Annotated in this window: 18 protein-coding genes; 3 read left to right on the plus strand and 15 right to left on the minus strand. The window is 61.4% G+C overall.

The window, feature by feature from the left end:
- Window positions 1–2 precede the first annotated feature (2 nt).
- The 15 genes from ACXR0M_RS23400 to glnE all read right to left on the minus strand — a co-directional run bounded on the left by ACXR0M_RS23400 (window position 3) and on the right by glnE (window position 18,571).
- Window positions 3–905 (minus strand): glycosyltransferase, encoded by a 903-nt coding sequence (locus ACXR0M_RS23400; RefSeq protein WP_458834032.1) that lies wholly within the window; start codon window positions 903–905, stop codon window positions 3–5.
- Window positions 902–2,056 (minus strand): glycosyltransferase, encoded by a 1,155-nt coding sequence (locus tag ACXR0M_RS23405; protein WP_458834033.1) that lies wholly within the window; start codon window positions 2,054–2,056, stop codon window positions 902–904. Before ACXR0M_RS23405 ends, ACXR0M_RS23400 begins: the two co-directional genes overlap by 4 nt.
- The gene (locus tag ACXR0M_RS23410) at window positions 2,053–3,489 is read right to left on the minus strand and encodes a PIG-L deacetylase family protein (RefSeq protein ID WP_458834034.1); all 1,437 of its coding nucleotides are present in this window, start codon (window positions 3,487–3,489) and stop codon (window positions 2,053–2,055) included. Before ACXR0M_RS23410 ends, ACXR0M_RS23405 begins: the two co-directional genes overlap by 4 nt.
- Window positions 3,490–3,497: 8 nt before the next feature.
- Window positions 3,498–4,394, minus strand: a complete 897-nt coding sequence (locus ACXR0M_RS23415) for an antimicrobial resistance protein Mig-14 (protein WP_458834035.1) — start codon at window positions 4,392–4,394, stop codon at window positions 3,498–3,500.
- A complete protein-coding gene (locus ACXR0M_RS23420) occupies window positions 4,394–5,524 on the minus strand; it encodes a glycosyltransferase (protein WP_458834036.1) in 1,131 nt (376 codons plus the stop codon). The genes ACXR0M_RS23415 and ACXR0M_RS23420 overlap by 1 nt, the downstream gene beginning before the upstream one ends.
- The gene (locus ACXR0M_RS23425; RefSeq protein WP_007967355.1) at window positions 5,508–7,265 is read right to left on the minus strand and encodes a carbamoyltransferase family protein; all 1,758 of its coding nucleotides are present in this window, start codon (window positions 7,263–7,265) and stop codon (window positions 5,508–5,510) included. The genes ACXR0M_RS23420 and ACXR0M_RS23425 overlap by 17 nt, the downstream gene beginning before the upstream one ends.
- A gap of 171 nt (window positions 7,266–7,436) precedes the next feature.
- Entirely contained in the window at window positions 7,437–7,772 is a 336-nt protein-coding gene (locus ACXR0M_RS23430; RefSeq protein WP_458834037.1) for a YceK/YidQ family lipoprotein, read from the minus strand.
- A 214-nt stretch (window positions 7,773–7,986) separates the two neighbouring features.
- Window positions 7,987–9,438, minus strand: a complete 1,452-nt coding sequence (locus ACXR0M_RS23435; RefSeq protein WP_458834038.1) for a lipopolysaccharide kinase InaA family protein — start codon at window positions 9,436–9,438, stop codon at window positions 7,987–7,989.
- Window positions 9,438–10,190: a lipopolysaccharide kinase InaA family protein gene (locus ACXR0M_RS23440; protein ID WP_458834039.1), complete on the minus strand. Its 753-nt coding sequence runs from the start codon at window positions 10,188–10,190 to the stop codon at window positions 9,438–9,440. Before ACXR0M_RS23440 ends, ACXR0M_RS23435 begins: the two co-directional genes overlap by 1 nt.
- Entirely contained in the window at window positions 10,187–10,921 is a 735-nt protein-coding gene (locus tag ACXR0M_RS23445) for a lipopolysaccharide kinase InaA family protein (protein ID WP_458834040.1), read from the minus strand. Before ACXR0M_RS23445 ends, ACXR0M_RS23440 begins: the two co-directional genes overlap by 4 nt.
- Window positions 10,921–11,727, minus strand: a complete 807-nt coding sequence (gene rfaP, locus ACXR0M_RS23450) for a lipopolysaccharide core heptose(I) kinase RfaP (protein ID WP_458834041.1) — start codon at window positions 11,725–11,727, stop codon at window positions 10,921–10,923. Before rfaP ends, ACXR0M_RS23445 begins: the two co-directional genes overlap by 1 nt.
- Window positions 11,728–12,849: a glycosyltransferase family 4 protein gene (locus ACXR0M_RS23455; RefSeq protein WP_458834042.1), complete on the minus strand. Its 1,122-nt coding sequence runs from the start codon at window positions 12,847–12,849 to the stop codon at window positions 11,728–11,730.
- The gene (gene waaC / locus ACXR0M_RS23460; RefSeq protein ID WP_458834043.1) at window positions 12,849–13,910 is read right to left on the minus strand and encodes a lipopolysaccharide heptosyltransferase I; all 1,062 of its coding nucleotides are present in this window, start codon (window positions 13,908–13,910) and stop codon (window positions 12,849–12,851) included. Before waaC ends, ACXR0M_RS23455 begins: the two co-directional genes overlap by 1 nt.
- A gap of 1 nt (window position 13,911) precedes the next feature.
- Window positions 13,912–14,946 carry a lipopolysaccharide heptosyltransferase II gene (gene waaF / locus ACXR0M_RS23465; RefSeq protein WP_458834044.1) on the minus strand — a complete coding sequence of 345 codons (1,035 nt, stop codon included), beginning with the start codon at window positions 14,944–14,946 and terminating at the stop codon, window positions 13,912–13,914.
- Between the two features lie 685 nt (window positions 14,947–15,631).
- On the minus strand, window positions 15,632–18,571 hold the full coding sequence (gene glnE, locus ACXR0M_RS23470; RefSeq protein WP_458834045.1) for a bifunctional [glutamate--ammonia ligase]-adenylyl-L-tyrosine phosphorylase/[glutamate--ammonia-ligase] adenylyltransferase: 2,940 nt from the start codon (window positions 18,569–18,571) through the stop codon (window positions 15,632–15,634).
- A gap of 384 nt (window positions 18,572–18,955) precedes the next feature.
- Between glnE and aceE the strand changes: the two genes are divergently transcribed.
- From aceE to ACXR0M_RS23485, 3 genes are all read left to right on the plus strand, one after another.
- A complete protein-coding gene (gene aceE / locus ACXR0M_RS23475) occupies window positions 18,956–21,601 on the plus strand; it encodes a pyruvate dehydrogenase (acetyl-transferring), homodimeric type (protein WP_458834046.1) in 2,646 nt (881 codons plus the stop codon).
- 11 nt (window positions 21,602–21,612) lie between these two features.
- Window positions 21,613–23,574 carry a dihydrolipoyllysine-residue acetyltransferase gene (gene aceF / locus ACXR0M_RS23480; RefSeq protein WP_458834047.1) on the plus strand — a complete coding sequence of 654 codons (1,962 nt, stop codon included), beginning with the start codon at window positions 21,613–21,615 and terminating at the stop codon, window positions 23,572–23,574.
- Between the two features lie 274 nt (window positions 23,575–23,848).
- A complete protein-coding gene (locus ACXR0M_RS23485) occupies window positions 23,849–25,246 on the plus strand; it encodes an alkaline phosphatase D family protein (protein ID WP_458834048.1) in 1,398 nt (465 codons plus the stop codon).
- The last annotated feature ends 32 nt before the right edge of the window (window positions 25,247–25,278 follow it).

Below are 25,278 nucleotides of genomic sequence, written 5' to 3' on the forward strand. Positions count from 1 at the left end.
CCTCAGTCCTTTTCCAGCGGAGAAAACAGCAAACGTCCAAGACCGCGCCAGGTCTTCTTGTTCCAGGCCTTGAACGGGATCTGCGCCAGCAGCTCGCGTGCCAGCTTGCGATTGCGGTTGGCGGTCTTGAGGAACATCGAGTTCAGCGCCTTGAAGCGCACTTCGTCGTACAGCGGATGATCGCTGAACAACGCGTAGGTGCGCAGGATGTTCTCGATCATGAAGCGATGGTTCTTGTACGAGTTGGTGGCGTGCTTGCGGTAGCGGGCCATCACCACGTTCAGGCCATCGATGAAGTAACCGGCACGGGTCACCTTCAGCTCGATATACAGGTCCTCAAGGCGAATCGTCGGATCAAACCCACCGACCTTTTCCAGCGCTTCACGGCGGATCATCAGGGTCGGCGCAGGCGGATAAGGCTTGCGCTCGAGAAACATGTCATCGAAATCGAGACGGCGGAACGGCACATCACGGCGCTGACGCTTTTCCGGGTAAAGGCTACCGTCGGCGTGCATCAATTCGATATTGCCGGCACAGATGCCGACTTCGGGCTTGCCGTCCATGTACGCCACCTGGGTGGCGATTCGCTCCGGATACATGATGTCGTCGGAACCGAACGGCACGATCAGGCTGCCCTTCGAACGGGCAATGGCGCCGTTGAGAGTGTTGGTCAGGCCCTGATTCTGCTGCACGCGAAAATCGAAACCGTACTGCGCCTGTAGCGCGCTGATGCGCTCGACGCTGTTGTCCGTCGAACCGTCATCGACCACCAGCAGCTCGATGTTCCTGTAGCTCTGGTTGAGGACGCTGAGGATGCTTTCCTCGATATACGGGCCGTGGTTATACGAGGCGATGATCACGGTAACGAGGGCGTTTGCTTCACTCACTGCGTTCTCTGCGCTCATGGCTGCTCCTTGCGAGCCTGCTCCAGGCCAGAATCGATCAGGTCCAGATATTCCTGACGGAACACCTCGATATCATGTTGCTCCTGCAGGTAACGGTAAGCCTGCTCACCCTTGGCCTTGAGCTCCTGATCCGACAGGGCCAGATAGTTATCCAGCGCGACCACCAGACTCGGCACATCCTTCGGCGTGATCGCCAGACCACCGGCCCCCTCGATCAGCGGCAGCATCGCTGGCACATTCGAGGCGATCACCGGCAGATGCCCGCTCATGCCTTCGAGCAGCGCCAGGCCCAGGCCCTCGGCCAGCGACGGCATGGTCCAGATGTCGAACGCGCGCACGTATTGCAGCGCGTTCTCCTTGAAGCCCAGCAGGTGTGCACGGCCGCTCAGACCCAGTTGCTCGATCTCGGCAGCCAGCGGCGCCTGCAGGCGCCCGGCACCGATGATCGCCAGCTGGGTGTTCGGGTATTTGTCTTTCAGCGCCGCGAACGCCTGCAGCAGATAAGTGTGGCCCTTGACCGACACCAGTCGCCCCAGCGCGCCGATCAAACGTACATCGGGGTCTATGCCAAGCAGCTCGCGGGCTTTTTCGCGACTGTGTTGCAAGCCTTCGGCCTGTTCGATGTCGATGGCATTGGTAATCGCGTAGGTGTTCTGCTCGGTGAAACCGCAGTCGCAATCGAGCAAATACTGTTTGACCGCCGGCGACACGCCGACAAACCGCCAGTGGCGGTCGATCAGGCGCTGAGTCTGGCGGCGTCGGTAAAAGCGGTCGTATTCGCCGAACCCGTGGGAGATGCCGATGCACAGCGGCACCTTCAACCAGCGGTTGAGCGTGAGCATCATGTTCACCGGTTTGAAGCGGTTGCAGATCACCACGTCGAACTTTTCCTGACGGCAGAACTTGTACAACTGCCACATCGCCCGCAGGCGCATGCCTTTGAGCGACTTGTCGGAAAACTCGAAATACACCGAACGGTCGGCCCGGCTGACCGGCTCGCCCGGCCCCGGCTTGCCGCGCAGGAACGCGGCGGTGACCTCATAGCGATCCGAAGGCAGCGCTTTGACGATCTGCTCGGCCAGGTCGGCGAAATCATGGGCTTTGACGTTGTAGTCGGGTTGCAGCTGCAACACCTTGGACCGTTGACTCATGACTCTCCCCGCTGATCGCCCGGTTCACCGTGCTTCAATAACCAGAACAATTCCTGGCGTCGGACCGCTTTTCGAAAAAATTCGTTTTCGCCGTACACCGAAGATGCACGACCGGCCAGCAAGCGCTGAATCACTCGGCGCAGGCGACGCTTGAACGGTGCCGGCGGCTGCAGGTCGTGCATCATGCCCAGCGCCATGGCCTTGTCGCGCTGCTGTTCGATCGACAGCGGCAAACACAACGGCTGCATCGCCACGCTCGAATCGAAGGTCGGCGGCAGCGCAATGCCCTGCCCGGTGTTGCCCATCGGCCAGCGGTCGTTGTCGTGCAAATGGTTGGCGTAACCGAGCAGCGTCGGCTGCCAGTCGAGGCCGTGCAAGGCCTGTAGAACGGCTTGTTGCGCGCAGATATGGTCCGGGTGGGGATCGAGCGTCGGGTGCGGCAGCACAATCACCTGCGGACGCGCGCGCAGCAGCACCTCACGCAAGTCGGCCAGCAGATTGTTCCAGGTCGGTGCGCCATCGGCGTCGCCTGGCAACGTGAACGGGTTCAACTGACGAAACAGTCGCGTGTCGTTCAGGTCGGCTTCCCGCGAACCCACCGCCTGATTCGGTGCAGCCTGCATCGCCGCCAGTTGCAGGCAGAAGTACCCGAGTTGTACGCAGTGTTCCTGCGGCACGCCGGCCCAGCGCGGCACGGCAAGGCTGTCCCACGCACGCAGACGGCCCTTGAGCCGCGCCGCCTCGACCTTGTTCAGGCCCATCTGCTGATAATGCTCAGCTTCGATCTCGCCCGCGGTCAGAGTGACAATCCAGGTTTCATCGGCCTGGCTGTACAGGCCATAAGCGGCCAGTTCGGCGTCATCGGCATGCGGCGCGATCACCATCACCCGCTGACGGCGATAGTCCGGTTGCTCCAGCGCCCACAGCACTGGCTCACCGCTCACCCGGCAGAAGCGCCCGCGCAAACGCAACTGGCCCTGCGACAGGGCTTGCGCCTGCCCGCTGAGGTTCAGGTAACGCAGGCCGTTGACGCCGCGCTCGAAGGTTTGCGCATCCGGATTCGTGCCGCCGCGCAATTCGACGCGCGGATCGAAGAAGCGTCCGAGCCAGCTGCTTTTGACTCGCACGGCAAGGATCAGGGTGGCTTCGTCGACCAGCATCACGCCCTCGTCCAGGCGCAATTGCTCGCCGTGCAGATGGACCTTCGGCTGCGGCGTGAACGGCGGAAAGCTGTACTGGTAATCGTCTTTCGGCGAGTAGAACAGGTGATCGGCAAACCACGCCTCGTGGGCGATCCAGCCAACCAGCGCGAGCACCAGCGGCAGCCACCACGCCACCAGCACCCCGAGCGCGATCAATACGATCAGGGCGATCAGCAAGGTGATGCGTTTATTGCGCCGATGACGCTTGAGCAGTTGCTGTTTGCGGCTCATGGGCTGACTCATACGGTGAACACCGGCACAGGATTGCACCAGCGATCCTTGTATTCACGGTCGGCGCGACCGAAGGAGAAACGCAGCGGTTTGTTCAGTGCTCGCGCCTGTTCCCAGGCACTTTGCGTATTGAGGAAGCTCAACACGCTGCCGGGGCTGAATTCGCGGGTTTCGGGGTCGACGCCGCCGTTGATGTATTCGACGCTGATCCATTCCGGCGCTTCGACGCGGTACACCAGTTGAATCGCAATCGGCGCATCGTTGAGGAAGATCACCGAGCCGATCAGCAACTCGCGCAGCAATTCGATGACCTCGGCCATGCGCGCCGCACCGGTAGCGGGGAAGCCCCAGCGGCGCTGGAACAGATCACAGTAGATCGCCGCCAGTTCGGCACTGGAGAACTCGCTGACCGCACGCACCACACCGCCGGCTTCTTCCAGCAGACGCAATTCGCGACGCTGGTTGTAGCGAAACTTTTTCGACAGCTCTTCCGGGGTGCGGGCCATGGCCAGCTGCTCGGTCTGCAACTTGAGGCCGCTGAAGCGGTTCTCGTTGAGCGCCGACAGATAGCGTGCGCGATGACGCAGCGGGGCCTGGGCATCGGCGGCGGCCGGCAGGATCAGCTCGGCATTGCCGAGGTCGAACAGGCCTTTCTTGCCGTTGCGCTTGAGCACGTCCTTGGACAGCGCCAGATCGCGGCCCCAGGTCGCAATCGCCGCTTTGACTTCGCCGCCCTGCTCCCAGGCCAGATAACGCACCGGAATCCCGGCCAGCGCGGCCAGGCGTTCGACCACCAGCGGATGGGTGGCCACGCTGCCGCCGAAACGCTGCCAGGCGGCGGCATAGGTGGAGGCGTCAACGGGCGACCAGCCACGTTCGCGCCAGCCTTGAAATCGGTTGAGCATCAGCCCCTCGGTGCCAGATCGATAACTTGCGGCAGACGCCAGAAGGTGTCGCGCACCGCACGGTCGGAGAAACGCTCACGCAGACGGTCGAGCATCAACTCGGCGCATTGTCGGCGCTGCTGATCATCCATGCTCGCCAGATGTTGCAGGCCTTGTGCGAGGTGTTCGGCATCGCCCAGCGGAAACAGAATGCCCACGCCTTCGACCACTTCCTTGGCGCCGCCACAGGCGGTGGCGAGCAGCGGCACGCCGGCGGCCATGGCCTCCAGCAGCACCATGCCGAACGGTTCGTGATCGGAGCTCAGGGCAAACACGTCGAAGGCACGGAAGTAATTGCGCGCCTCCGGGACCTGACCGAGAAACAGCACGCGGTCGCCAATGCCCAGCTCGCGTGCCAGTTCCTTGAGGTCCTGTTCCAGACGACCCTTGCCGAGGATCACCAGTTGGCTGTTGCCCGGCAGGCCGGGCAAGGCTGCGGCAAAACCGTGCAGCAACGTGGCCTGATCCTTGTCCGGGTGCAGCCGCCCGACGTTGCCGACAATGAACGCATCCGCCGCCAGCCCCAGGGTCTCCCGGGCTTCGCGAGGCGACACCTGACTGGCCTGCAGGGCCTGCACGTCGATGCGGTTGTACAGGGTCTGGATGCGGGTCGACGGCCATTTCGGCAGGCAACGGCGCATGTCGTCGCGCACCGCGTCGGACACACCGAGCAGGCTCAGACGTTTGCGGAAAATATGCGCGAACAGCTTGCGCGTACCGCGCTTGTAATCGTCAAACGCGTGGTGCACACCAATCACCGGCAACGAGGTGCCAAGCAAGGCGATGTAGATCGGCTTGAAACGATGGGCGATGCAGAAACTGAAATTGCGTGAAGCGGCGATCTTGCGCAGATCGCCGATGGCGCCCAGCTTCAGGCCACGAATGGCCTTGGAGCTGTATTCCATGAACAACACTTCATCGGAAGCACATGCGGCGGCCACCTCGCTATCGGCGGCCCCGGTCAGAAAGACCGTGGTCACCCGATAACCGGTGCCCGCGAACAGGCTGGCGTACTGCCGTGCGCAGTCGAGGAACGGCCCGTCATAGCCGTGACAGAACTGCAGCACATGGCGTTCAGCCGAGCGAGTCATAAGCGTTTGCGCCCTCTTTGACCACCAGAATGTCTTCCATGATCAGGTACTGCAAATCGGAGCCGAAGAACATGTTCAGCGCGTCGGTCGGCGAGCAGATCATCGGTTCACCACGACGGTTCAGCGAGGTGTTCAGCGACACGCCGTTGCCGGTGAGGTTTTCCAGTGCCTTCATCATGTCGTAGTAGCGCGGATTGTATTCACGCTTGAGCACCTGGGCACGGGAGGTACCGTCTTCGTGGACGACTTCCGGCACGCGGGTCTTCCACTCTTCCGCCACTTCGAAGGTGAAGGTCATGAACGGCGCCGGGTGATCGATCTTGATCATCTGTGGTGCCACAGTGTCGAGCATCGACGGGCAGAAAGGCCTCCAGCGCTCGCGGAACTTGATCTGGTGGTTGATGCGGTCAGCCACCCCGGCCACGCTCGGGCAGCCGATGATCGAACGCCCGCCCAGCGCGCGCGGACCGAACTCCATGCGGCCCTGGAACCAGGCCACCGGGTTGCCATCGACCATGATTTTGGCGATCTGCTCCGGCATGTTGTCGAGTTTGCGCCAGGTCGGCTTGTTCTCGTGACGGGCGCACGCGGCGATCACGTCTTCGTTGCTGTACGACGGGCCGAGGTAGACGTGTTCCATCTTCTCGACCGGTACGCCACGGGCGTGGGACACGTAGGCCGCAGCGCCGACCGCGGTACCGGCATCGCCGGACGCTGGCTGGACGAACAGCTCCTTGATGTCATCGCGAGCAATGATTTTCTGGTTCAGCTTGACGTTCAACGCACAGCCACCGGCGAAGGCCAGTTTGCCGGTTTCCTTGAGCACGTCGCCCAGGTAGTAGTCGATCATCTGCAACGCCAGTTTCTCGAACAGCGCTTGCATGCTCGCGGCGTAGTGGATGTACGGCTCGTCGGCGATGTCGCCTTCGCGCTTCGGCCCCAGCCATTCGATCAGCTTCGGCGAGAAGTAGAAGCCTTTGCCCTTCTCTTTATAACGACGCAAGCCAATCACGTTGGCGTAGTCGGTATTGATCACCAGCTCGCCGTTCTCGAACGAGGCCAGACGCGAGAAATCATATTTGCTGGCGTCGCCGTATGGCGCCATGCCCATGACCTTGAACTCGCCGTCGAGCATCTCGAAACCGAGGAACTCGGTGATCGCGCCGTACAGGCCGCCGAGGGAGTCCGGGTCGAAGAACTCCTTGATCTTGTGGATCTTGCCGTTTTCGCCGTAGCCGAAGAAGGTCGTGGCGTATTCGCCCTTGCCGTCGATGCCGAGGATCGCGGTTTTCTCTTTGAAACCCGAGCAGTGGTAGGCACTGGAGGCGTGAGCCAGGTGGTGCTCGACCGGTTCGATCTTGATCTTCTTCGGATCAAAACCCAGCTGCTCCAGGCACCAGACGATCTTGTTGCGATAGCGCTTGTAGCGACGGTTGCCCATCAGGATCGCATCGAGGGCGCGGTCCGGGGCGTACCAGTAGCGCTTGGCGTAGTGCCAGCGCGCCTTGCCGAACAGGCTGATCGGGGCGAACGGAATCGCCACTACGTCAACGTCGGACGGCTTGATACCGGCCTGTTCCAGGCAGAACTTCGCCGATTCGTAGGGCATGCGGTTCTTTGCATGCTTATCGCGGACGAAGCGCTCTTCTTCAGCCGCCGCCACCAGCTTGCCGTCGATGTACAACGCGGCTGAAGGGTCATGGCTAAGGGCGCCGGACAGGCCAAGAATCGTCAATGCCACAGGGTCTAGCCTCTCAAGTCTGCATTCAGGCGCGACGCGCCCTGAAAATTGATGTGCCCTCGCACCGGGCGAGAGACAGCTAAAGGGCGGGATTATAGCGTAAACGTGGCAGGAATGACCCTGTGCGAATTGTCCCAGGTCGATTGGCCCGGATAAGCCTTGCGCTAAGGCTTAATAACCGCCCTGCCGCCAATAGACGCTGAGATTGCCATCCATGACCTGTCGATAAACCGTAAACGGCAGCACCACCGTGTCCATCACTCCGGACAACGGCAGATCCACCAGCACGAATGGCAGCAGCACGCCGGTAGGGTCGGGCGGGGCGTTGAGTACGCAGAAATCGAACGCCAGGCCGCTGTAGATCCGTGGAATCGATTGGCAGTAGGTCTTCTGCTTGCGCAGGTCGCGGGCGACGTCGGCGTCCATTTGCAGTACCGAGGCGGCGGTGCCGCAACCGGATAAAACCCACGTGCAGGCGGCGACGGCCACAGCTTTTTTGATGATCAAGTTTTGCCCTCCGAAATGGTCAGGGCAAACTAGCAGCGTGGCTGTGGCGGGCACAGTTCATGGCTTCTGGAGAAGCTGTAGGACAAGTCAGTGGAGTTTGTCCGGCGTTGCTCGAGGGGAGGCTTTCACGGCCTTGGAGGCCTCATCGCGAGCAGGCTCACGCCTACAGGGAAATGCATTCCCATGTGGGAGCGAGCTTGCTCGCGAAGGCGAATCAGGCTGCGCTGGAGATATCCTTGGGCAAGCGCTGGTCAATCACCCGATACAACGCGCTGCTCTCGGGCCAGTTGCGCATGAACCGCGCTCGATCCCGCGCGTAAGCTGGGGCGAAACTGCTGACGGAGCTGTGCTGACACATTGAATCGAGATCGATCAATGCCCAGCGATCCTCCTGCCAGAACAGGTTGTGGCCCTTGAAATCGCCATGGCTGATGCGCTCGGCGATCAGTTGCGCAAACAGTTGGTCCAGCGCCTGCAGTTCGGACTCCGGCGCCGCGCCGCTTTCGACGTACGGGGCGAAACGCTCGATGATGTCCGGCCCCGGCAGGAAGTCGGTAACCAGATAGGCCCGACTGCGCAGCCACAGGAAGCGCTTCTCCAACACTGCCAGCGGTTTCGGCGTGGCGATTCCAAGGAAGGCCAGGCGATTGCCTTCACGCCAGGAATGCCAAGCGCGGCTCGGGCGCCAGAAACGCTTGAGCCAGTGGGCAAAGCCTTTGATGTTGTAGCGCTTGATCACCAGCGTGCGCCCGGCCACTTCGACCTTGCCGACGCTCGCCGCGCCGCCGGTCTTGTACAGATGGCCCTGATCAAGCAGCGCGTCAGCCTGCGCCAGCACCGGCAGCATCGCCGCCTCTTCCTCACGGCGGATCGCCCGCAAGCTAAACGCACCGCGCTGCACACTGAACAGGGTGCATTCACGGCCAACCTTGATCAGGTAATCCTTCAGGCGCCAGGCCCGGACCCTGGCGATCTGCTTTTGCAACGCCTCCAGCGGCAGTGCGTGTTCGCTGTTGCTCAGCAGGTAATACACCAGCAACTCTTCGGTGTACGGCTCCAGTGACTTGGGCAACTGGGCAAAAAACACCCCGAGGTTTTCCAGCACCTTCTGCCGCGACAACGGCTGACCGGCGGTTTCCGCGCAAATCCCGGCACCATCGATCAGGTACAGCTGACCCGCGTGGCGCAACAGGTTGTCCAGGTGCAGATCTTCCTGCCACAGGCCTTTGCCATGCAGTTGACCGATCGCGCCCAACGCCTCGGCCAGTACCGCCGACTGCTCGTCCGCCAGCACCGGCAACGACTCGACCTGCTGCCAGGCATCGCCGAGGCTTTCGGCGTTTTCCAGAAACTCGAACAACAGCCAGCCGCCTTCACCGTCCTGCAAGCCATCAGCCAACAGCAACGGCGTGGTCAAGCCCTGCCCGGCGAGCAGTTTGACGCCCGCCAGCTCACGCTGAAAATGCCGCGCGGCCTTGCTGCCCACCAGCAATTTGGCCAGTACCGGCCGCCCGCGCCAGACCCCGGCACCGACATAGCGCTGTCCGGGCAACACCCGCAGCAGACTCAGCAACTGCAGATCCGCAGGGCCTGCCGCATCAGCCAGAGTGATCGTCAGCGGCAGGCTCGGCGTACGTCCGGCGTTTTTCAGGTCGGCCAGGCGCATCAGCGGGTCTCCTTGCGACTGCGTCGTGCAGTCAGGCGCGAAACCCAACTGTCGACCAGCGAACTGTCGACGGGCTGATCGAGATAGGCCGCGAGCAATTCGCGCAATTGCGCCTCGCCCCATTGCGGCGCGCGACGCAGCAGCGGCTCCAGATCCTTGACCCGGTCACGGTGACCGAACAGCAGCGGCCGGGTCTTTTCCAGGTCGATCAGTTGCGCCCGATAGTGCTCGCCATCGGCCTGCAAAAAAATGTGTTTGGGATAAAAACAGCCGTGCACCTGACGCACGCCGTGCAGTTGGCGCGCCAGTTGCCCACAAGCCTGGAGAATCGCCGACTGCTGTGCAGCGCTCAGTTCGGACCAGCGTTGCAGCAGCGAATCGAGGTCGTCCCACCCATCGAGGGCACGGGTCAGCAGGATCGCGCGGACGTCGCCGTTGACCTTGCGCTCACCGAAGAACGCCGCTTGCAGCGCAGGAATCCCGAGTTTGCTGTAGCGACTGATATTACGAAACTCACGGGCGAAACTCGGTTCGCCGAACGGCGCATGCAGGGTGCGGGTCAGGTAATTGCTCTGACGCTTGAGGTAGTAGGCCCGCCCTTCCAGCTCAAGGCGAAACACACTGCTCCAGCCACCGCCATCGGTGTTCGGCTCATCCACCGCTTCGAGCTGCTTGGCCCACAGCGCATCGAACGTATCGAGGCCATGACGCTCAAGCAGCGCGCGGTCTTCAGCGGCCAGAAAATCAGTCATTCGCGTCCCTCGAAAAATCTCACCACGTGACGAATCCGTTGCTTGTCGGCGGCATTGAGCCGGTCACGTCCGCGGTATTGCAGATAGAAGCGCAAGCGCTGGGTGTTCGACAGGTGATATTTGGCCACCTTGTCGAGACAGGCCAGGTCCTTGGTGATCCGGTACTTGAGCCAGAAACCGCGCCAGAAATCGCCATTGGGGCAGTCGATCAGAAACAGCTGCGCCTGATCGTCGATCAGCAGGTTGCGCCACTTCAGGTCGTTATGGGTAAAGCGATGATCGTGCATCGTCCGCGTGTAAGCGGCCAACTGTCGGCTTACGCCATCGACCCATACGCGATCCTTCAGCTTCGGATCGTTGCGTTCGGCCAGCGCCGAAAGGTCTTCGGTGCGCGGCAGCTCACGGGTGATCATCGCCCCACGGGCGTAGGCCGCACCGCGACGCTCCAGGCCCCAGGCCACCACCTCAGCGGTAGGAATGCCCCACTTGGCGAAGCGCTTGAGGTTCTGCCACTCCATCTTCACCCGTGGCTTGCCCAGGTAACGGCGCAGGCCTTTACCGGCGCCAACGTAGCGCTTGACGTAATAATTGACGCCGTTGCGCTCGACACGCACGACTTCCGACAGCGGATCGCGGGTCAGCCGTTCACCCTGCAAGGCAAACACCGCTTCGAGGCTACCGAAATCGTCGGCCAGATCGCTGTATTGCGGTTCCAGAATCCAACCCGCCATCAGAGCGCATCCCCATAACGCTGTTTACGCGCATAGAGCTTGTTGGCCTTGCCTTCGAGCCAGCTCAGCAGCGGCGCTTCTTCGGCCAGGATCTGCCGCAGCGGTTGCTGGAAGTAGCCTTTGAGAAAACGCAACTTGTCGCGGCGGGTCAGGCCGATGTCCAGCGCCGAGAAATACAGCGCGGCCAGGTCCTTGTTGCGCCAGCGCTGAGTGATCTTTGCCCGGGTCTGCGCGCGGTGCAGGTCGATCACCGAGAGCTTGAAATCACTCGAGGTGATCGGCTTGTCGGTGTGCAGCAGGAAGTGGCAGATATAGCAGTCGCGATGGTTGACTCCGGCGCGGTGCATCATGCCGGTCATGCGCGCCACTTCAGCGATCAGCGCGCGTTTCAGGGTTGGCTCCGGCGGCTGCTTGACCCAGTCGAGGCTGTAGTCTTCGAGGCTGATGGTCGGCGCCAGCTCTTCGGTGACAATGAACGAATGCTGATCGGCCGGGTTGCTGCCCTTCTCGCCGTAAGCGACTGCAGTCATGGTCGGCACGCCGACCGCCTGCAGGCGCTGGATCGCCTTCCACTCCTGACCCGCGCCGAGCACCGGCAGCTTGGCGGTCAGCAGATTCTTGAAGATCTCGCCCCAGCCGATGCCACGGTGGATCTTGACGAAAAATCCGTTGCCGTCGACTTCCGTGCGCAATGTCCGGCGAGCTTCCAGCTCGCGGTAGACCTCGCCCTGCAAGCCCTCGACTTCAGCGAACGGGTCGCGCCCGGCCCAAAGGCTCTTGAACGGTTCAGCCAGCATCAACTTCATTTAAGCGTGCTCCGCCAGAATCACATCGGCCGCGTGTTGCGGCATGCTGTAGAGGTCGGCCGTCTCGGCGAAGGCCAGACCATTGCGGCTCCAGGCCGCGCGTGCAGAGGCGTCGCTCAACATCTCGGTCAGGTACTGAGTCAGTTGCGCCTGCTCGAACGGCTCGTCCAATACGCGCCCGGCGTCGGCCTCGGCAATGTAATGGGCGTAACCGCAGACCGCGCTGACCAGCACCGGCAAACCCGCTACCAGCGCTTCGAGCAGCACCGTACCGGTGTTTTCGTTGTACGCCGGATGGATCAACAGATCGGCGCCAAGCAGGAAACGCGGGATATCGCTGCGGCCCTTGAGGAACGTCACGTTGTCGCCCAGACCCAAAGTGGCACTCTGCATCTGGAACAATTTGGGGTCATCCTGGCCGATTACAAACAGCCGGGTACGTTTCTTCAGTTCGGCGGGCAATGCGGCCAGCGCCTTGAGGCTGCGATCGACGCCCTTGGTCTTGAACCCGGAACCGATCTGCACCAGCAGCAGTTCGTCGTCTTTCAGATCGAATTCAGCGCGGAAACCGGCGCGAATTTCATCAGCATCCGCTGGACGCCGGCGGTCCTGGGCAATCCCTGGTGGCAGCAGATGGAAGCGCTCCAGCGGCGTGTTGTAATGCTTGATGAACAGCGGCTGCTGCACTTCGGAAATCATCAGCACTTCGGTTTTCGCGTCTTTGGCGAACACCGCGCGCTCGTACTCGGCGAAGTGGCGATAACGGCCCCAGCGGCGGTACAGCGAATGACGCAGGTTCTGCGCCTTGTCTTCGAAGCAGCCGTCGGCGGCGTAGTAGACGTCCAGCCCCGGCATCTTGTTGAAACCGATCAGACGGTCCACCGGACGCTTGGCCAGGTCCGCTTCCATCCACGCCGTGAGTTTCTCGTTGCGCCGATGATTGAAGAACGCCTTGACCGGCGCCACCAGCACTTCGAAACCGGGCGGCACGTCGCCTTCCCAGATCAGGGTGTAGACGCGAATCTGGTGACCGCGCTTCTGGCATTCGAGGGCGATGCGCATGAAGTCGCGCTGCAGGCCACCGAACGGGAAATATTTGTACAGGACGAATGCCAATTGCATCAGCGCAGCTCCTCAGCCATCAACAACGTGCTCAGTCGGCTGGCGACACGCTCGGGATTTACACGCGTGAAGCACAAGGGCTGCTCGCGTTTCAGGTCAAACTGACGGGCATCCTGCGCAGTCGGTTGGTAAGTGCATTTCTTTTGCAGGCAAGGGGCACAGGGGAAATCACTGGCCATGTGGATCTGCACCTTGCCGTAGGCGCCGGTCAGGCCCGGATTGGTCGGGCCGAACAGGGAGATGGTCGGCACGTCCAGCGCCGCGGCCAGATGACCGAGACCGGTGTCCACCGCCACACACGCCTGGGCGCCGGCCAGCACTTTGCCGACCCCGGCCAGATTCAGCTTCGGCAACACCTCGGCGTGTTTGAAACCGGCGGCGATGCGTTCGGCGCGAGCCTTCTCCAGCGGGTTGCCCCACGGCAGCCTGACCCCGACGCCAAGATAGCCGACCCGCTCGGTCAGCTCGCGCCAGTAGGCTTCCGGCCAGTGTTTGGTGTCCCAGGTGGTGCCGTGCAGGAACACCACGAAGGCGCTCTTGCGCGGCAGTTCCACCAGACGCTCGACGTTGAGGCCGTAATCGCCCCGCCCTTTGGGCAGGTCATAGCCGAGGGCGATGGCGAACAACTGCCGCACGCGCTCGACGGCATGCTGCCCGCGAGCCACGGCCAGTTTGCGGTCGTAGAACCGTGCGGCGATCGGCTCGCGCGCCGAGCCCTTGTCGAGGCCGGCCACCGGGGCTTTGACGTAGCGGGTCAGCCAGGCGCTTTTCAGCAGGCCCTGAGCGTCGATCACCAAATCGTATTTGCTGGCGCGCACGCTTTGCTTGAAGCGCTTCCACTCGCCACTCTTGATGGTTTGCCAGAGGTTCTTGCGCCAGCGGCGGATCGCCACCGGGATCACCTTGCCAACCGCCGGGTGCCAGGTCGGGATCTCGGCGAAACCTTCTTCCACCACCCAGTCGAACTTGATCCCGGGGATGGCCCGGGCCGCATCGGTCAGCGCCGGCAGCGCGTGAATCACGTCGCCCAGCGATGAAGTCTTGATCAGCAATACCCGCAACTTATTGAACCTCGACCACGGAGCCCTGCAATTTCTGCAAGGCATCGTTGACCGCGTCCGGCAGCAGCTGGCGCAGGCAGTTGTAATGGCCGAAACGGCAGGTGCGATCGAAGCAAGGGCTGCAATCGAGACCCAGGCGGACGATTTCGACGTGCTCGGCCAGCGGCGGGGTGAACCCCGGCGAGGTCGAACCGTAGACCGCCACCAGCGGACGGTTCAGCGCCGCTGCCACGTGCATCAGGCCAGAGTCGTTGGACACCACCGAGTCGGCGCAGGACAGCAGGTCGATGGCCTCGGCCAGCGAGGTGCCACCACTGAGGTTGACAGCCTCTTCACGCAGGCCGGGAATCAGCCGCGCGCGGATGTCTTCACCCACGGCGTGATCGTTTTTCGAGCCGAACAGCCATACCTGCCAGCCTTCGCGAATTCGCGCTTCGGCGACTTTGGCGTAATGCTCGGACGGCCAGCGCTTGGACTCGCCGAACTCGGCGCCGGGGCACAGGGCCAATACCGGGCGATCAAGACTCAGGCCAAACTTGGCCAGCGCCGCTTCGCGGGTCACCGGGTCGATTTGCAGGCTCGGGCGCGGATAGGGTTTCGGCAGCTCGGAGTTCGGTTCATAGGCCAGCGCCATGAAACGCTCGATCATCAGCGGATAACGTTGTTTATCCAGGGTGCGCACGTCGTTGAGCAGGCCGTAGCGGAACTCGCCACGCCAGCCGGTGCGTTGCTTGATGCCGGCGAAGAACGGTACCAGCGCCGACTTCAGCGAGTTGGGCAGCAGGATCGCCTGGTCGTACTGGCCGGCCAGGGACTTGCCGATCCGCCGCCGCGTCGCCAGCTCCAGCGCGCCATGGCCGAGCGGAAAGCTCAAGGCCTTGCGCACTTCGGGCATGCGCTCAAGGATCGGCCGGCTCCACTCGGGGGCCAGCACGTCGATTTCGCATTGCGGGTGGCGCTGCTTGAGACACTGAAACAGTGTCTGCGCCATCACCATGTCACCGACCCAACTGGGCCCAACGATCAGAATATTCATGTGGTTTCCATAAACGAACCGGGGAGGCAATTACGCCTCCCCGCCTCGAGAATCACAGTGGGAACACCGGCGGCTTGCGATGGGTCATTACCTCAACATCACTGTCGACAGTCACTCCGCTATCGCGAGCAGGCTCGCTCCTACATTGTTTGTTCGTGTCTCAATCTGCAAATCACCACAAATCCCTGTGGGAGCGTGGCTTGCCCGCGATGAGGCCATCACATTCAACCGTGAGGTGGCTGACACTGCGCCATCGCTGGCAAGCCAGCTCCCACAGGGTTTTGCATCTGTTCACACCTCTGCGAATCACCACAGATCCCTGTGGGAGCGTGGCTTGCCCGCGATGAGGCCATCACATTCGACCGTGAAGGTGGCTGACACTGCGCCATCGCTGGCAAGCCAGCTCCCACGGGGTTTTGCATCTGTCACACCTCTGCGAATCACCGCAGATCCCTGTGGGAGCGTGGCTTGCCCGCGATGAGGCCATCTCATTCGACCGTGAAGGTGGCTGACACTGCGCCATCGCTGGCAAGCCAGCTCCCACGGGGTTTTGCATCTGTCACACCTCTGCGAATCACCGCAGATCCCTGTGGGAGCGAGCTTGCTCGCGAAGGCGCCATTACACCCCGACATCTGTGTCAACTGACACTCCATCTTCGCGAGCAAGCTCGCTCCCACAAGGTATTCAACTCAGCCCCAACTGCTTCCAGATCCGCAACACCTGCCGGCGCTCCTCGACAAACTGGTCGCCCGGGATCACCCCGGCGTCCTTCTGCAGGGCCTGCCGGTGGGCGGCGGAGCGGTAGGCTTTATAGGCCTCACGCAACAGACTGGCATCTTCGGCAGGCATCAGCCTTTCGTGTTCCAGCTCTTCCAGAATGCGGATGTTATCGGTCCAGCGCAGCAATGGCGGGTGACTGTGCGACCACGCCAGGGCCGCGTATTGCACCATAAATTCAATATCGACGATACCTCCGGCGTCCTGCTTGAGGTCGAACGGCGCCGTGGCCTCGAAGGCATTTGCCGCGGTACCGGCCACGGTGCCCTTGCTGCCGAGGTTGTCGCGCATCTTCGCGCGCATCTCGCTGACTTCCTGTTGCAATTTCGCCAGATCCCGCGCCTTGCCCAGCACCTGCGCACGAACTTTCTCGAACGCTTGGCCGACATCCTGACTGCCCACCAGCACCCGCGCCCGCACCAGCGCCTGATGTTCCCAGGTCCAGGCTTCATTTTCCTGATAGCGCTCGAACGCCCCGAGCGAACTGACCAGCAGCCCCGAGGCCCCGGACGGCCGCAGGCGCATGTCCACTTCGTACAACTGCCCGGAGTTGGTCTGCGCGGTCAGCAGGTGAATGATGCGCTGACCGAGCCGGGTGAAGAACTGCGCGCCATCGATCGGCTTCGGCCCGTCAGTTTCCGCCTGCGGATCGCCGTCATGGATGAACACCAGATCCAGGTCCGAACCATGCCCCAGTTCCAGACCGCCGACTTTCCCATAACCGACAATGATGAAGCCGGGATCGCACAAGGTGCCGTCGGTGCGCAGCGGCGTGCCGTACTTGGCCACCGTCTGACGCCAGGCCAGCGCCAGCACTTGTTCGAGAATCGCCTCGGCCAGCCAGGTCAGGTAATCGCTGACTTTCATCAACGGCAGGCTGCCGGCGATTTCCGAAGCGGCGACGCGCAAACGGTGCGCCAGTTTGAAGTGACGCAGCGCTTCCATCTGTTGTTCGAGGTCATCTTCGGGAATTCGCGTCAGGCGTTCGCGCAACTCGGCGGCCAGTTCCGGTGCCAGCGGCGGCTTGAACAGCCGACCTTCGTTGAGCAACTCATCCAGCAACAGCGGGAAACGGGTGATCTGCTCGGCGATCCACGGACTGGCCGCGCACAGCGTCAGCAAACGCCGCAGCGCGCCGGGGTTTTCCGTCAGCAGCACTAAATAAGCCGAGCGTCGGGCCACCGCTTCGACCAGCGGCAACACCCGCTCCAGCACCAGATCCGGGTTGTCATGCTCCACTGCCTGCGCCAGCAGACGCGGAATAAAGGCATCGAGACGCTCGCGCCCCAACCGTTGCATCGCGCGCAATTGCGGGCTGCCACGCAGACTCGCCAGCGCTTTCAACGCTTTGCTCGCGTCCTTGAAACCGCCCTCTTCCAACTGGCGGCAAGCGGCCTCCTCGTTCTGCGCTTCTTCCCACAGCGGCAGCCACTCCCCGCCCACCACCACTTCGCAGTCGGCGCCCTCTTCTTCATCGGGATCGGCGATCACCTGGGCGAAGTGCCAGGCGACCCGGCCACGCCAGAACATCAGTTTTTCGTGGAAAGCATCCCAGTCGGCGAAACCGAGCATGAACGCGATGCGCGCCTGATCCTGCGCGCCGTCCGGCAGCATCTGGGTCTGGCGGTCGGCAATCGCCTGGATCGCGTGTTCGGTGTAACGCAAGAATTCATAACCTTCGCGCAGCTCGCTGATCACCGCCGGCGGCAGATAACCCTGCCCTTCCAGCGTGCTCAATACCTTTAATAGAGGACGCTGCTGCAGGCTCAGATCGCGCCCGCCGTGGATCAACTGGAAGGCCTGGGCGATGAACTCGACTTCACGGATGCCGCCGGAGCCCAGCTTGATGTTGTCGGCCATGCCTTTGCGCCGCACTTCCTGCTGGATCAGCTGCTTCATGGTGCGCAGCGCTTCGATCGCCGAGAAGTCCAGATAACGCCGGTAGACGAACGGCCGCAGCATGTCGAGCAATTGCGCGCCGGCCGTTTGATCGCCGGCCACCACCCGCGCCTTGATCATCGCATAGCGTTCCCAGTCGCGGCCCTGATCCTGGTAATACTGCTCCAGCGCATTGAAGCTCAGCACCAGCGCGCCGGACGAACCGTAGGGACGCAGGCGCATGTCGACGCGGAACACGAAGCCGTCGACGGTCATCGGATCAAGGGCCTTGATCAGGCGCTGGCCGAGACGGATGAAGAATTCCTGGTTATCCAACGCACGTTTCACCCCAACGGTTTCGCCGCCCTCGGGGTAGGCGAAGATCAGGTCGATGTCCGAGGACAGGTTCAGCTCCACCGCGCCGAGCTTGCCCATGCCGAGGATGACCATCTGCTGCGGCAGACCGCTGCGCCGCCCGGTCGGCGTACCGAACTGTTGGCAATGGCGGCTGTACAGCCATTGGTAGGCCTGATCGATGGTGGCGTCGGCCATGTCGGAGAGATCGCGGCAGGTCTGCACCAGATCGGCTTGGCGATTGAGATCACGCCAGATGATTCGCACTTGATGGCGGGCTCGCTGGCGACGCAGGACGCGACCGAGTTCGTCTTCGCTTTGCGCGGTATTCACCGCGGCGGCAATCTGCGCGCACAATTCACCCGGCGCGAACGCCCGGTCGAGCTCACCGGACTGCACCAGCGACAGCAACATCAAAGGGTCACGAACGCTCTGTTCAATGACAAAATCGCTGGCGGCGGTAACGCGGGCGAATTGCGCCCAGCGTTCCGGGGTCCAGTTGGCGAAGCGGTGATCGTCTTCCAGCGCGGCGACGACCGTACGGAACGACTGCTCGGATCGAGTGACCAACGGCAAGAGAATGGCGGGCAGTTCGGCAAGCGCGGGCAGGGTCATGGTCTATCCTTGATCGGCGTGTAAAGGGCCGCTTGTAGTGTTTGATGAAAACCCGCTACGTGAAGGACTGTCGAACAAAAGTTAGAAATAGCTGAAATTTGTTCTTCTTTGGCATCCAGCATCAAAGTTTCACCTTTTACGGATGGTATTCGACCAACCTTAACGATTATTCTCACAACGCAGTCGGAGGCCACAAGCCTTTCCGCTGTAGTTTTACTACTCGTCTATACATCCCAAAGGCTGAAATGCGCGAAGATTTGTAGTAAAACTACACGCCGCCGGAACAACCTGTCGGCAATCCAAGAATTTTAAATCGTCTGCCCACAAGGCCAGTCGCAAACTCAGGCAACCGATTCTGGAAGCCTTTCCGCCCTGGAGCAAGCCATGCAAGACCTCGATCCCGTCGAAACCCAGGAATGGCTGGACGCCCTGGAATCGGTTCTCGACAAAGAAGGCGAAGACCGTGCTCACTATCTGATGACCCGTATGGGCGAACTCGCGACCCGCAGCGGCTCGCAGCTCCCTTACGCCATCACCACGCCTTACCGCAACACGATCCCCGTTACCCACGAAGCACGCATGCCTGGCGACCTGTTCATGGAACGCCGCATTCGCTCGCTGGTACGCTGGAACGCGATGGCCATGGTAATGCGTACGAACCTGAAAGATTCTGACCTGGGTGGTCACATCTCCAGCTTCGCCTCCAGTGCGACCCTGTATGACATCGGCTTCAACTACTTCTTCCAGGCCCCGACCGACGAACACGGCGGTGACCTGATCTATTTCCAGGGCCACACCTCGCCAGGCGTTTACGCCCGCGCGTTCATGGAAGGCCGCATCACCGAAGACCAGATGAACAACTTCCGCCAGGAAGTCGACGGTCAGGGCCTGTCGTCCTACCCGCACCCTTGGCTGATGCCTGATTTCTGGCAGTTCCCGACCGTATCCATGGGCCTGGGCCCGATCCAGGCGATCTATCAGGCGCGCTTCATGAAGTACCTGGAGCACCGCGGTTTCATCCAGCCGGGCAAACAGAAAGTCTGGTGCTTCCTGGGTGACGGCGAGTGCGACGAGCCGGAATCCCTGGGCGCGATCTCCCTGGCCGGCCGCGAGAAGCTGGACAACCTGATCTTCGTCATCAACTGCAACCTGCAGCGCCTCGACGGCCCGGTTCGCGGCAACGGCAAGATCATCCAGGAACTCGAAGGCGTGTTCCGCGGTGCACAGTGGAACGTGACCAAAGTCATTTGGGGCCGTTTCTGGGATCCGCTGCTGGCCAAAGACGTCGACGGCATCCTGCAACGCCGCATGGACGAAGTCATCGACGGCGAGTACCAGAACTACAAAGCCAAAGACGGCGCGTTCGTTCGCGAGCACTTCTTCAACACGCCTGAACTCAAGGCGATGGTTGCCGATCTGTCCGACGACGAGATCTGGAAACTCAACCGTGGCGGCCACGACCCGTACAAGGTCTACGCGGCGTACCACGAAGCGGTCAACCACAAAGAACAACCGACCGTCATCCTGGCCAAGACCATCAAGGGTTATGGCACCGGTGCCGGCGAAGCGAAAAACACTGCGCACAACACCAAGAAAGTCGACGTCGACAGCCTGAAGTTGTTCCGCGATCGTTTCGACATCCCGGTCAAGGACGAAGAGCTGGAGAACCTGCCGTTCTTCAAGCCAGAACCAAACAGCGCCGAAGCCCGTTATCTGGCGGAGCGTCGCGCCGCACTGGGCGGTTTCGTGCCACAGCGCCGCGCGCAAAGCTTCAGCGTGCCGACCCCGGATCTGGACACCCTGAAAGCCATCCTCGATGGCTCGGGCGACCGTGAGATCTCCACCACCATGGCTTTCGTGCGGATCCTCGCGCAACTGGTCAAGGACAAGGAAATCGGCCCGCGCATCGTTCCGATCATCCCGGACGAAGCCCGTACCTTCGGTATGGAAGGCATGTTCCGTCAGCTGGGCATCTACTCCTCCGTCGGCCAGCTCTACGAGCCAGTCGATAAAGACCAGGTGATGTTCTACAAGGAAGACCAGAAAGGTCAGATCCTTGAAGAAGGCATCAACGAAGCAGGTGCCATGAGCTCGTTCATCGCTGCCGGTACTTCGTACTCCAGCCACAACCAGCCGATGCTGCCGTTCTACATCTTCTACTCGATGTTCGGTTTCCAGCGTATCGGTGACCTGGCCTGGGCCGCTGGCGACAGCCGTACCCGTGGCTTCCTGATCGGCGGCACCGCCGGTCGTACCACCCTGAACGGTGAAGGTCTGCAACACGAAGACGGTCACAGCCACCTGCTGGCCGCGACCATCCCGAACTGCCGCACCTACGATCCGACCTACGGCTACGAGCTGGCGGTGATCATTCAGGACGGCATGAAGAAGATGACCGAAGAGCAACAGGACATCTTCTACTACATCACCGTGATGAACGAGTCGTACCAGCAGCCAGCCATGCCGGCCGGTGCCGAAGAAGGCATCAAGAAGGGCATGTACCTGCTCGAAGAAGACACCCGCGATGCGGCGCACCACGTTCAGCTGATGGGCTCCGGCACCATCCTGCGTGAAGTCCGTGAAGCGGCGAAGATTCTGCGTGAAGAGTTCAACATCGGCGCCGACGTGTGGAGCGTCACCAGCTTCAACGAACTGCGTCGCGACGGTCTGGCTGTAGAGCGCAGCAACCGTCTCAAGCCTGGCCAGAAGCCTAAGCTGAGCTACGTCGAAGAGTGCCTGAGCGGCCGTAAAGGTCCGGTCATCGCCTCTACCGACTACATGAAACTGTTCGCCGAGCAGATCCGTCAGTGGGTACCGTCCAAGGAATTCAAGGTCCTGGGCACCGACGGTTTCGGCCGCAGCGACAGCCGCAAGAAACTGCGTCATTTCTTCGAAGTCGACCGTCATTTCGTGGTGTTGGCAGCCCTGGAAGCACTGGCTGACCGTGGTGATATCGAACCTAAAGTGGTGGCCGAGGCCATCGTCAAGTTCGGCATCGACCCGGAAAAACGCAACCCACTGGACTGCTGAGGAGACATTTTGTGAGCGAACTCATTCGCGTACCTGACATCGGCAGCGGTGAAGGTGAAGTAATTGAACTGTTTGTGAAGGTCGGCGACCGCATCGAAGCCGACCAGAGCATCCTGACCCTGGAATCGGACAAGGCCAGCATGGAAGTGCCGGCCCCGAAAGCCGGCGTGATCAAGAGCCTGAAAGTGAAGCTGGGCGACCGCCTGAAAGAAGGCGACGAACTGCTTGAGCTGGAAGTCGAGGGTGCCGCGCAAGCGGCCCCTGCTCCGGCTGCTGCTCCTGCCGCCAAGGCTGAAGCTGCTCCGGCAGCCGCTCCTGCACCGGCTGCGCCAGCCGCTGCGCCTGCTGCCGCTTCGGTTCAGCAAGTGCACGTGCCGGACATCGGTTCGTCGGGCAAGGCCCAGATCATCGAGATCCAGGTCAAGGTTGGCGACAGCGTCGAGGCTGATCAGTCGCTGATCACCCTGGAATCCGACAAGGCCAGCATGGAAATCCCGTCGCCTGCCGCTGGCGTGGTCAAGGCCATCAGCGTCAAGCTCAACGACGAAGTCGGCACTGGCGACCTGATTCTGGATCTGCAAGTGGCGGGTGCTGCGGCCCCTGCTGCTGCCGCTCCGGCTCAGGCGGCTGCACCAGCCGCTGCCCCTGCACCGGCTCCTGCGGCAGCCCCGGCTGCTCCAGTGGCCGACAGCGTTCAGGACATCCACGTGCCGGACATCGGTTCGGCTGGCAAGGCCAAGATCATCGAAGTGCTGGTCAAGGCTGGTGACAGCGTTGAAGCCGACCAGTCGCTGATCACCCTCGAGTCCGACAAGGCGAGCATGGAAATTCCATCACCTGCCGCTGGCGTGGTGGAAAGCGTTTCGATCAAGCTGGACGACGAAGTCGGCACCGGCGACCTGATCCTCAAGCTGAAAGTCAAAGGCGCGGCCCCTGCGGCTGCTCCGGCTCCAGCTGCCGCTGCCGCACCGAGCGCTCCAGCGCCGGCCGCCGCTGCTCCGGCCGCCGCGCCTGCTGCTGCCGCTCCGGTTGCTGCGCCTGCCAAGCCGGGCGCGAAAGTTCACGCCGGTCCCGCCGTGCGTCAACTGGCCCGCGAGTTCGGCGTCGAGCTGAGCGCTGTTGGCGCCAGCGGTCCGCACGGTCGCATCCTCAAGGAAGACGTACAGGTTTACGTCAAGGCGATGATGCAGAAGGCCAAGGAAGCGCCAGCTGCTGCAGCGGGCGCAACCGGTGGCGCGGGCATCCCGCCGATCCCGGTCGTGGACTTCAGCCGCTTCGGTGAAATCGAAGAAGTGCCGATGACCCGCCTGATGCAGGTCGGCGCGGCCAACCTGCACCGCAGCTGGCTGAACGTGCCACACGTGACGCAATTCGACTCGGCGGACATCACCGAGCTGGAAGCCTTCCGTGTCGCGCAGAAAGCCGTTGCCGAGAAGGCTGGCGTCAAGCTGACCATCCTGCCGCTGCTGCTCAAGACCTGCGCGCACCTGCTCAAGGAGCTGCCGGACTTCAACAGTTCGCTGGCCCCGAGCGGCAAGGCAATCATCCGCAAGAAGTACGTCAACATCGGTTTCGCGGTCGACACCCCGGATGGCCTGCTGGTACCGGTCATCAAGAACGTCGACCAGAAGAGCCTGCTGCAACTCGCCGCAGAAGCCGCTTCGCTGGCTGAAAAAGCCCGCACCAAGAAGCTGTCTTCGGACGAGATGCAGGGCGCCTGCTTCACCATTTCCAGCCTCGGTCACATTGGCGGCACCGGCTTCACGCCGATCGTCAACGCGCCGGAAGTGGCGATCCTCGGTGTTTCCAAGGCAACCATCCAGCCAGTCTGGGACGGCAAAGCCTTCCAGCCGAAGCTGATGCTGCCACTGTCGCTGTCCTACGATCACCGTGTGATCAACGGGGCTGCCGCTGCACGCTTCACCCAGCGTCTGGGCAGCCTGTTGGGCGACATCCGCACCATTCTGCTGTAACCCCGATCGGCCCTCCCATGCGGGAGGGCCGATTGCGTTTCACGTTTTCGAGCGCCACACGCTCGTACCTCAACCCCGTCACTTTGACGGGGCTTTTTTTTCCTGAAGAAAACAGCACCGCCCCTTCCTACGTGTTCGGCTGACTTGAGCTACGAACCCAGTCCACTTCGCCTCGATATTTTTTGCCAGCAGGCAACTAACCTTTGCCCCTCCAGTTAATAGCAAGCACTTCTACTTTATTTACTGACATCAACTTACTCGAATGGATTCGACTATGTTCAAGCCAACTATTGGCCCAATCATCGGCCACACGACCACTAACCACGCGCGAATATTTATTCGCGCGGACCGCCAAGACAACACGTCGGTATTTGCCGCCATTCGTTATCGGGTGTCCGGCACACGACAATGGTCGAACGGCACTTTTGCCGAACTCGATATATCGCACGACATGAGCACTGTGTTTGCACTCAACAACTTGAACAGCGACACCGAATATGAATACCAGACAGGCTGGTTCAGCCCGATGAATCCAGTGCATAACGTGGATAGCGTGGCCGAACTGCCGCTGCAATGGCCCCGGGAAATCCATCGCCTGCGCACCCGCTCCAGTAAAGCACTGCAACCTCGCGCCTATATCGTCGGCTCTTGCCGTTATTTGCGCATGACCGCCGGCATCCCGTCACTGCCGCACCTCGGTGACCGGATCTTCGCGTCCATCAATCAGTTGATTGAAGGCGCACAACCGCCAATCAGTGCGACACTGATGACCGGAGATCAGATTTATGTCGATGACCTTAATCTGATTGCACCCGACCGTGAATATAAGGAAATCCTCAGCAAGTACCGTGCGGCGTTCTCCCAACCCAACATTCAGCGACTGATGGCCGGCACCTCCACTTACATGATCCTTGATGATCATGAAATCGAAGACAACTGGCCGGCGAACGCCGGAAAGTCTGATCATGCGTTATACCGAAACGCCATGGCAGCTTATGAGATCTATCAGGTCAGCCACAGTCCGGCGCATGAACTGACAACTAACAATGAAATTAACCGGGCAAAACTCGAGCACTACTGGTATCAATTCAGCGACGGCGATATCGAGTGGTTCGTGACCGACAGTCGCACTCGACGCAACCTGTCAGCCGATGATCGCCGCATACTCGACGAGGCGCAGGAACAGGCGCTGCTGCAATGGCTGATCAACAGCCCGGCGCGGGTCAAATTCGTGGTCACCAGCGTGATGTTTTACCCGGACCGCAAACTGCTTGGCGACGACGCCTGGAAGGCTTTCCCCGAACAGCGCCTGCGCCTGCTGGAAACCATCCGCACCCAGCGGATCAAGAATGTCGTATTTGTCTCGGGTGACGTGCACGGCTCGCTGACCGCGCGTCTGACCCACAGCGAAGATCCGGACTTCGAAGTCCACACCATCGTCTCCTCACCGTTTTACAACAGCAAGCTGCTGCCCTACGCCAAAGCTTCGACATTTATCCTCGATCAACCGCTGGCGCGTACGGCAGCCGGCGACTACCGGCATGAACTCACCAGCACGGTGGTCAGCGAAGACAACTTCGCTCACTTGGTGGTCGCGACTGATCAGATTTTGATCAACTACCATGATCGGGATGGCAAGCAGCTGCAATCGATCGGTATCAAATTGCGCTGAAGCCTTGAAAGATCGCAGCCCTCTACAGGGTG

The organism is Pseudomonas sp. Eth.TT006, from assembly GCF_054456575.1.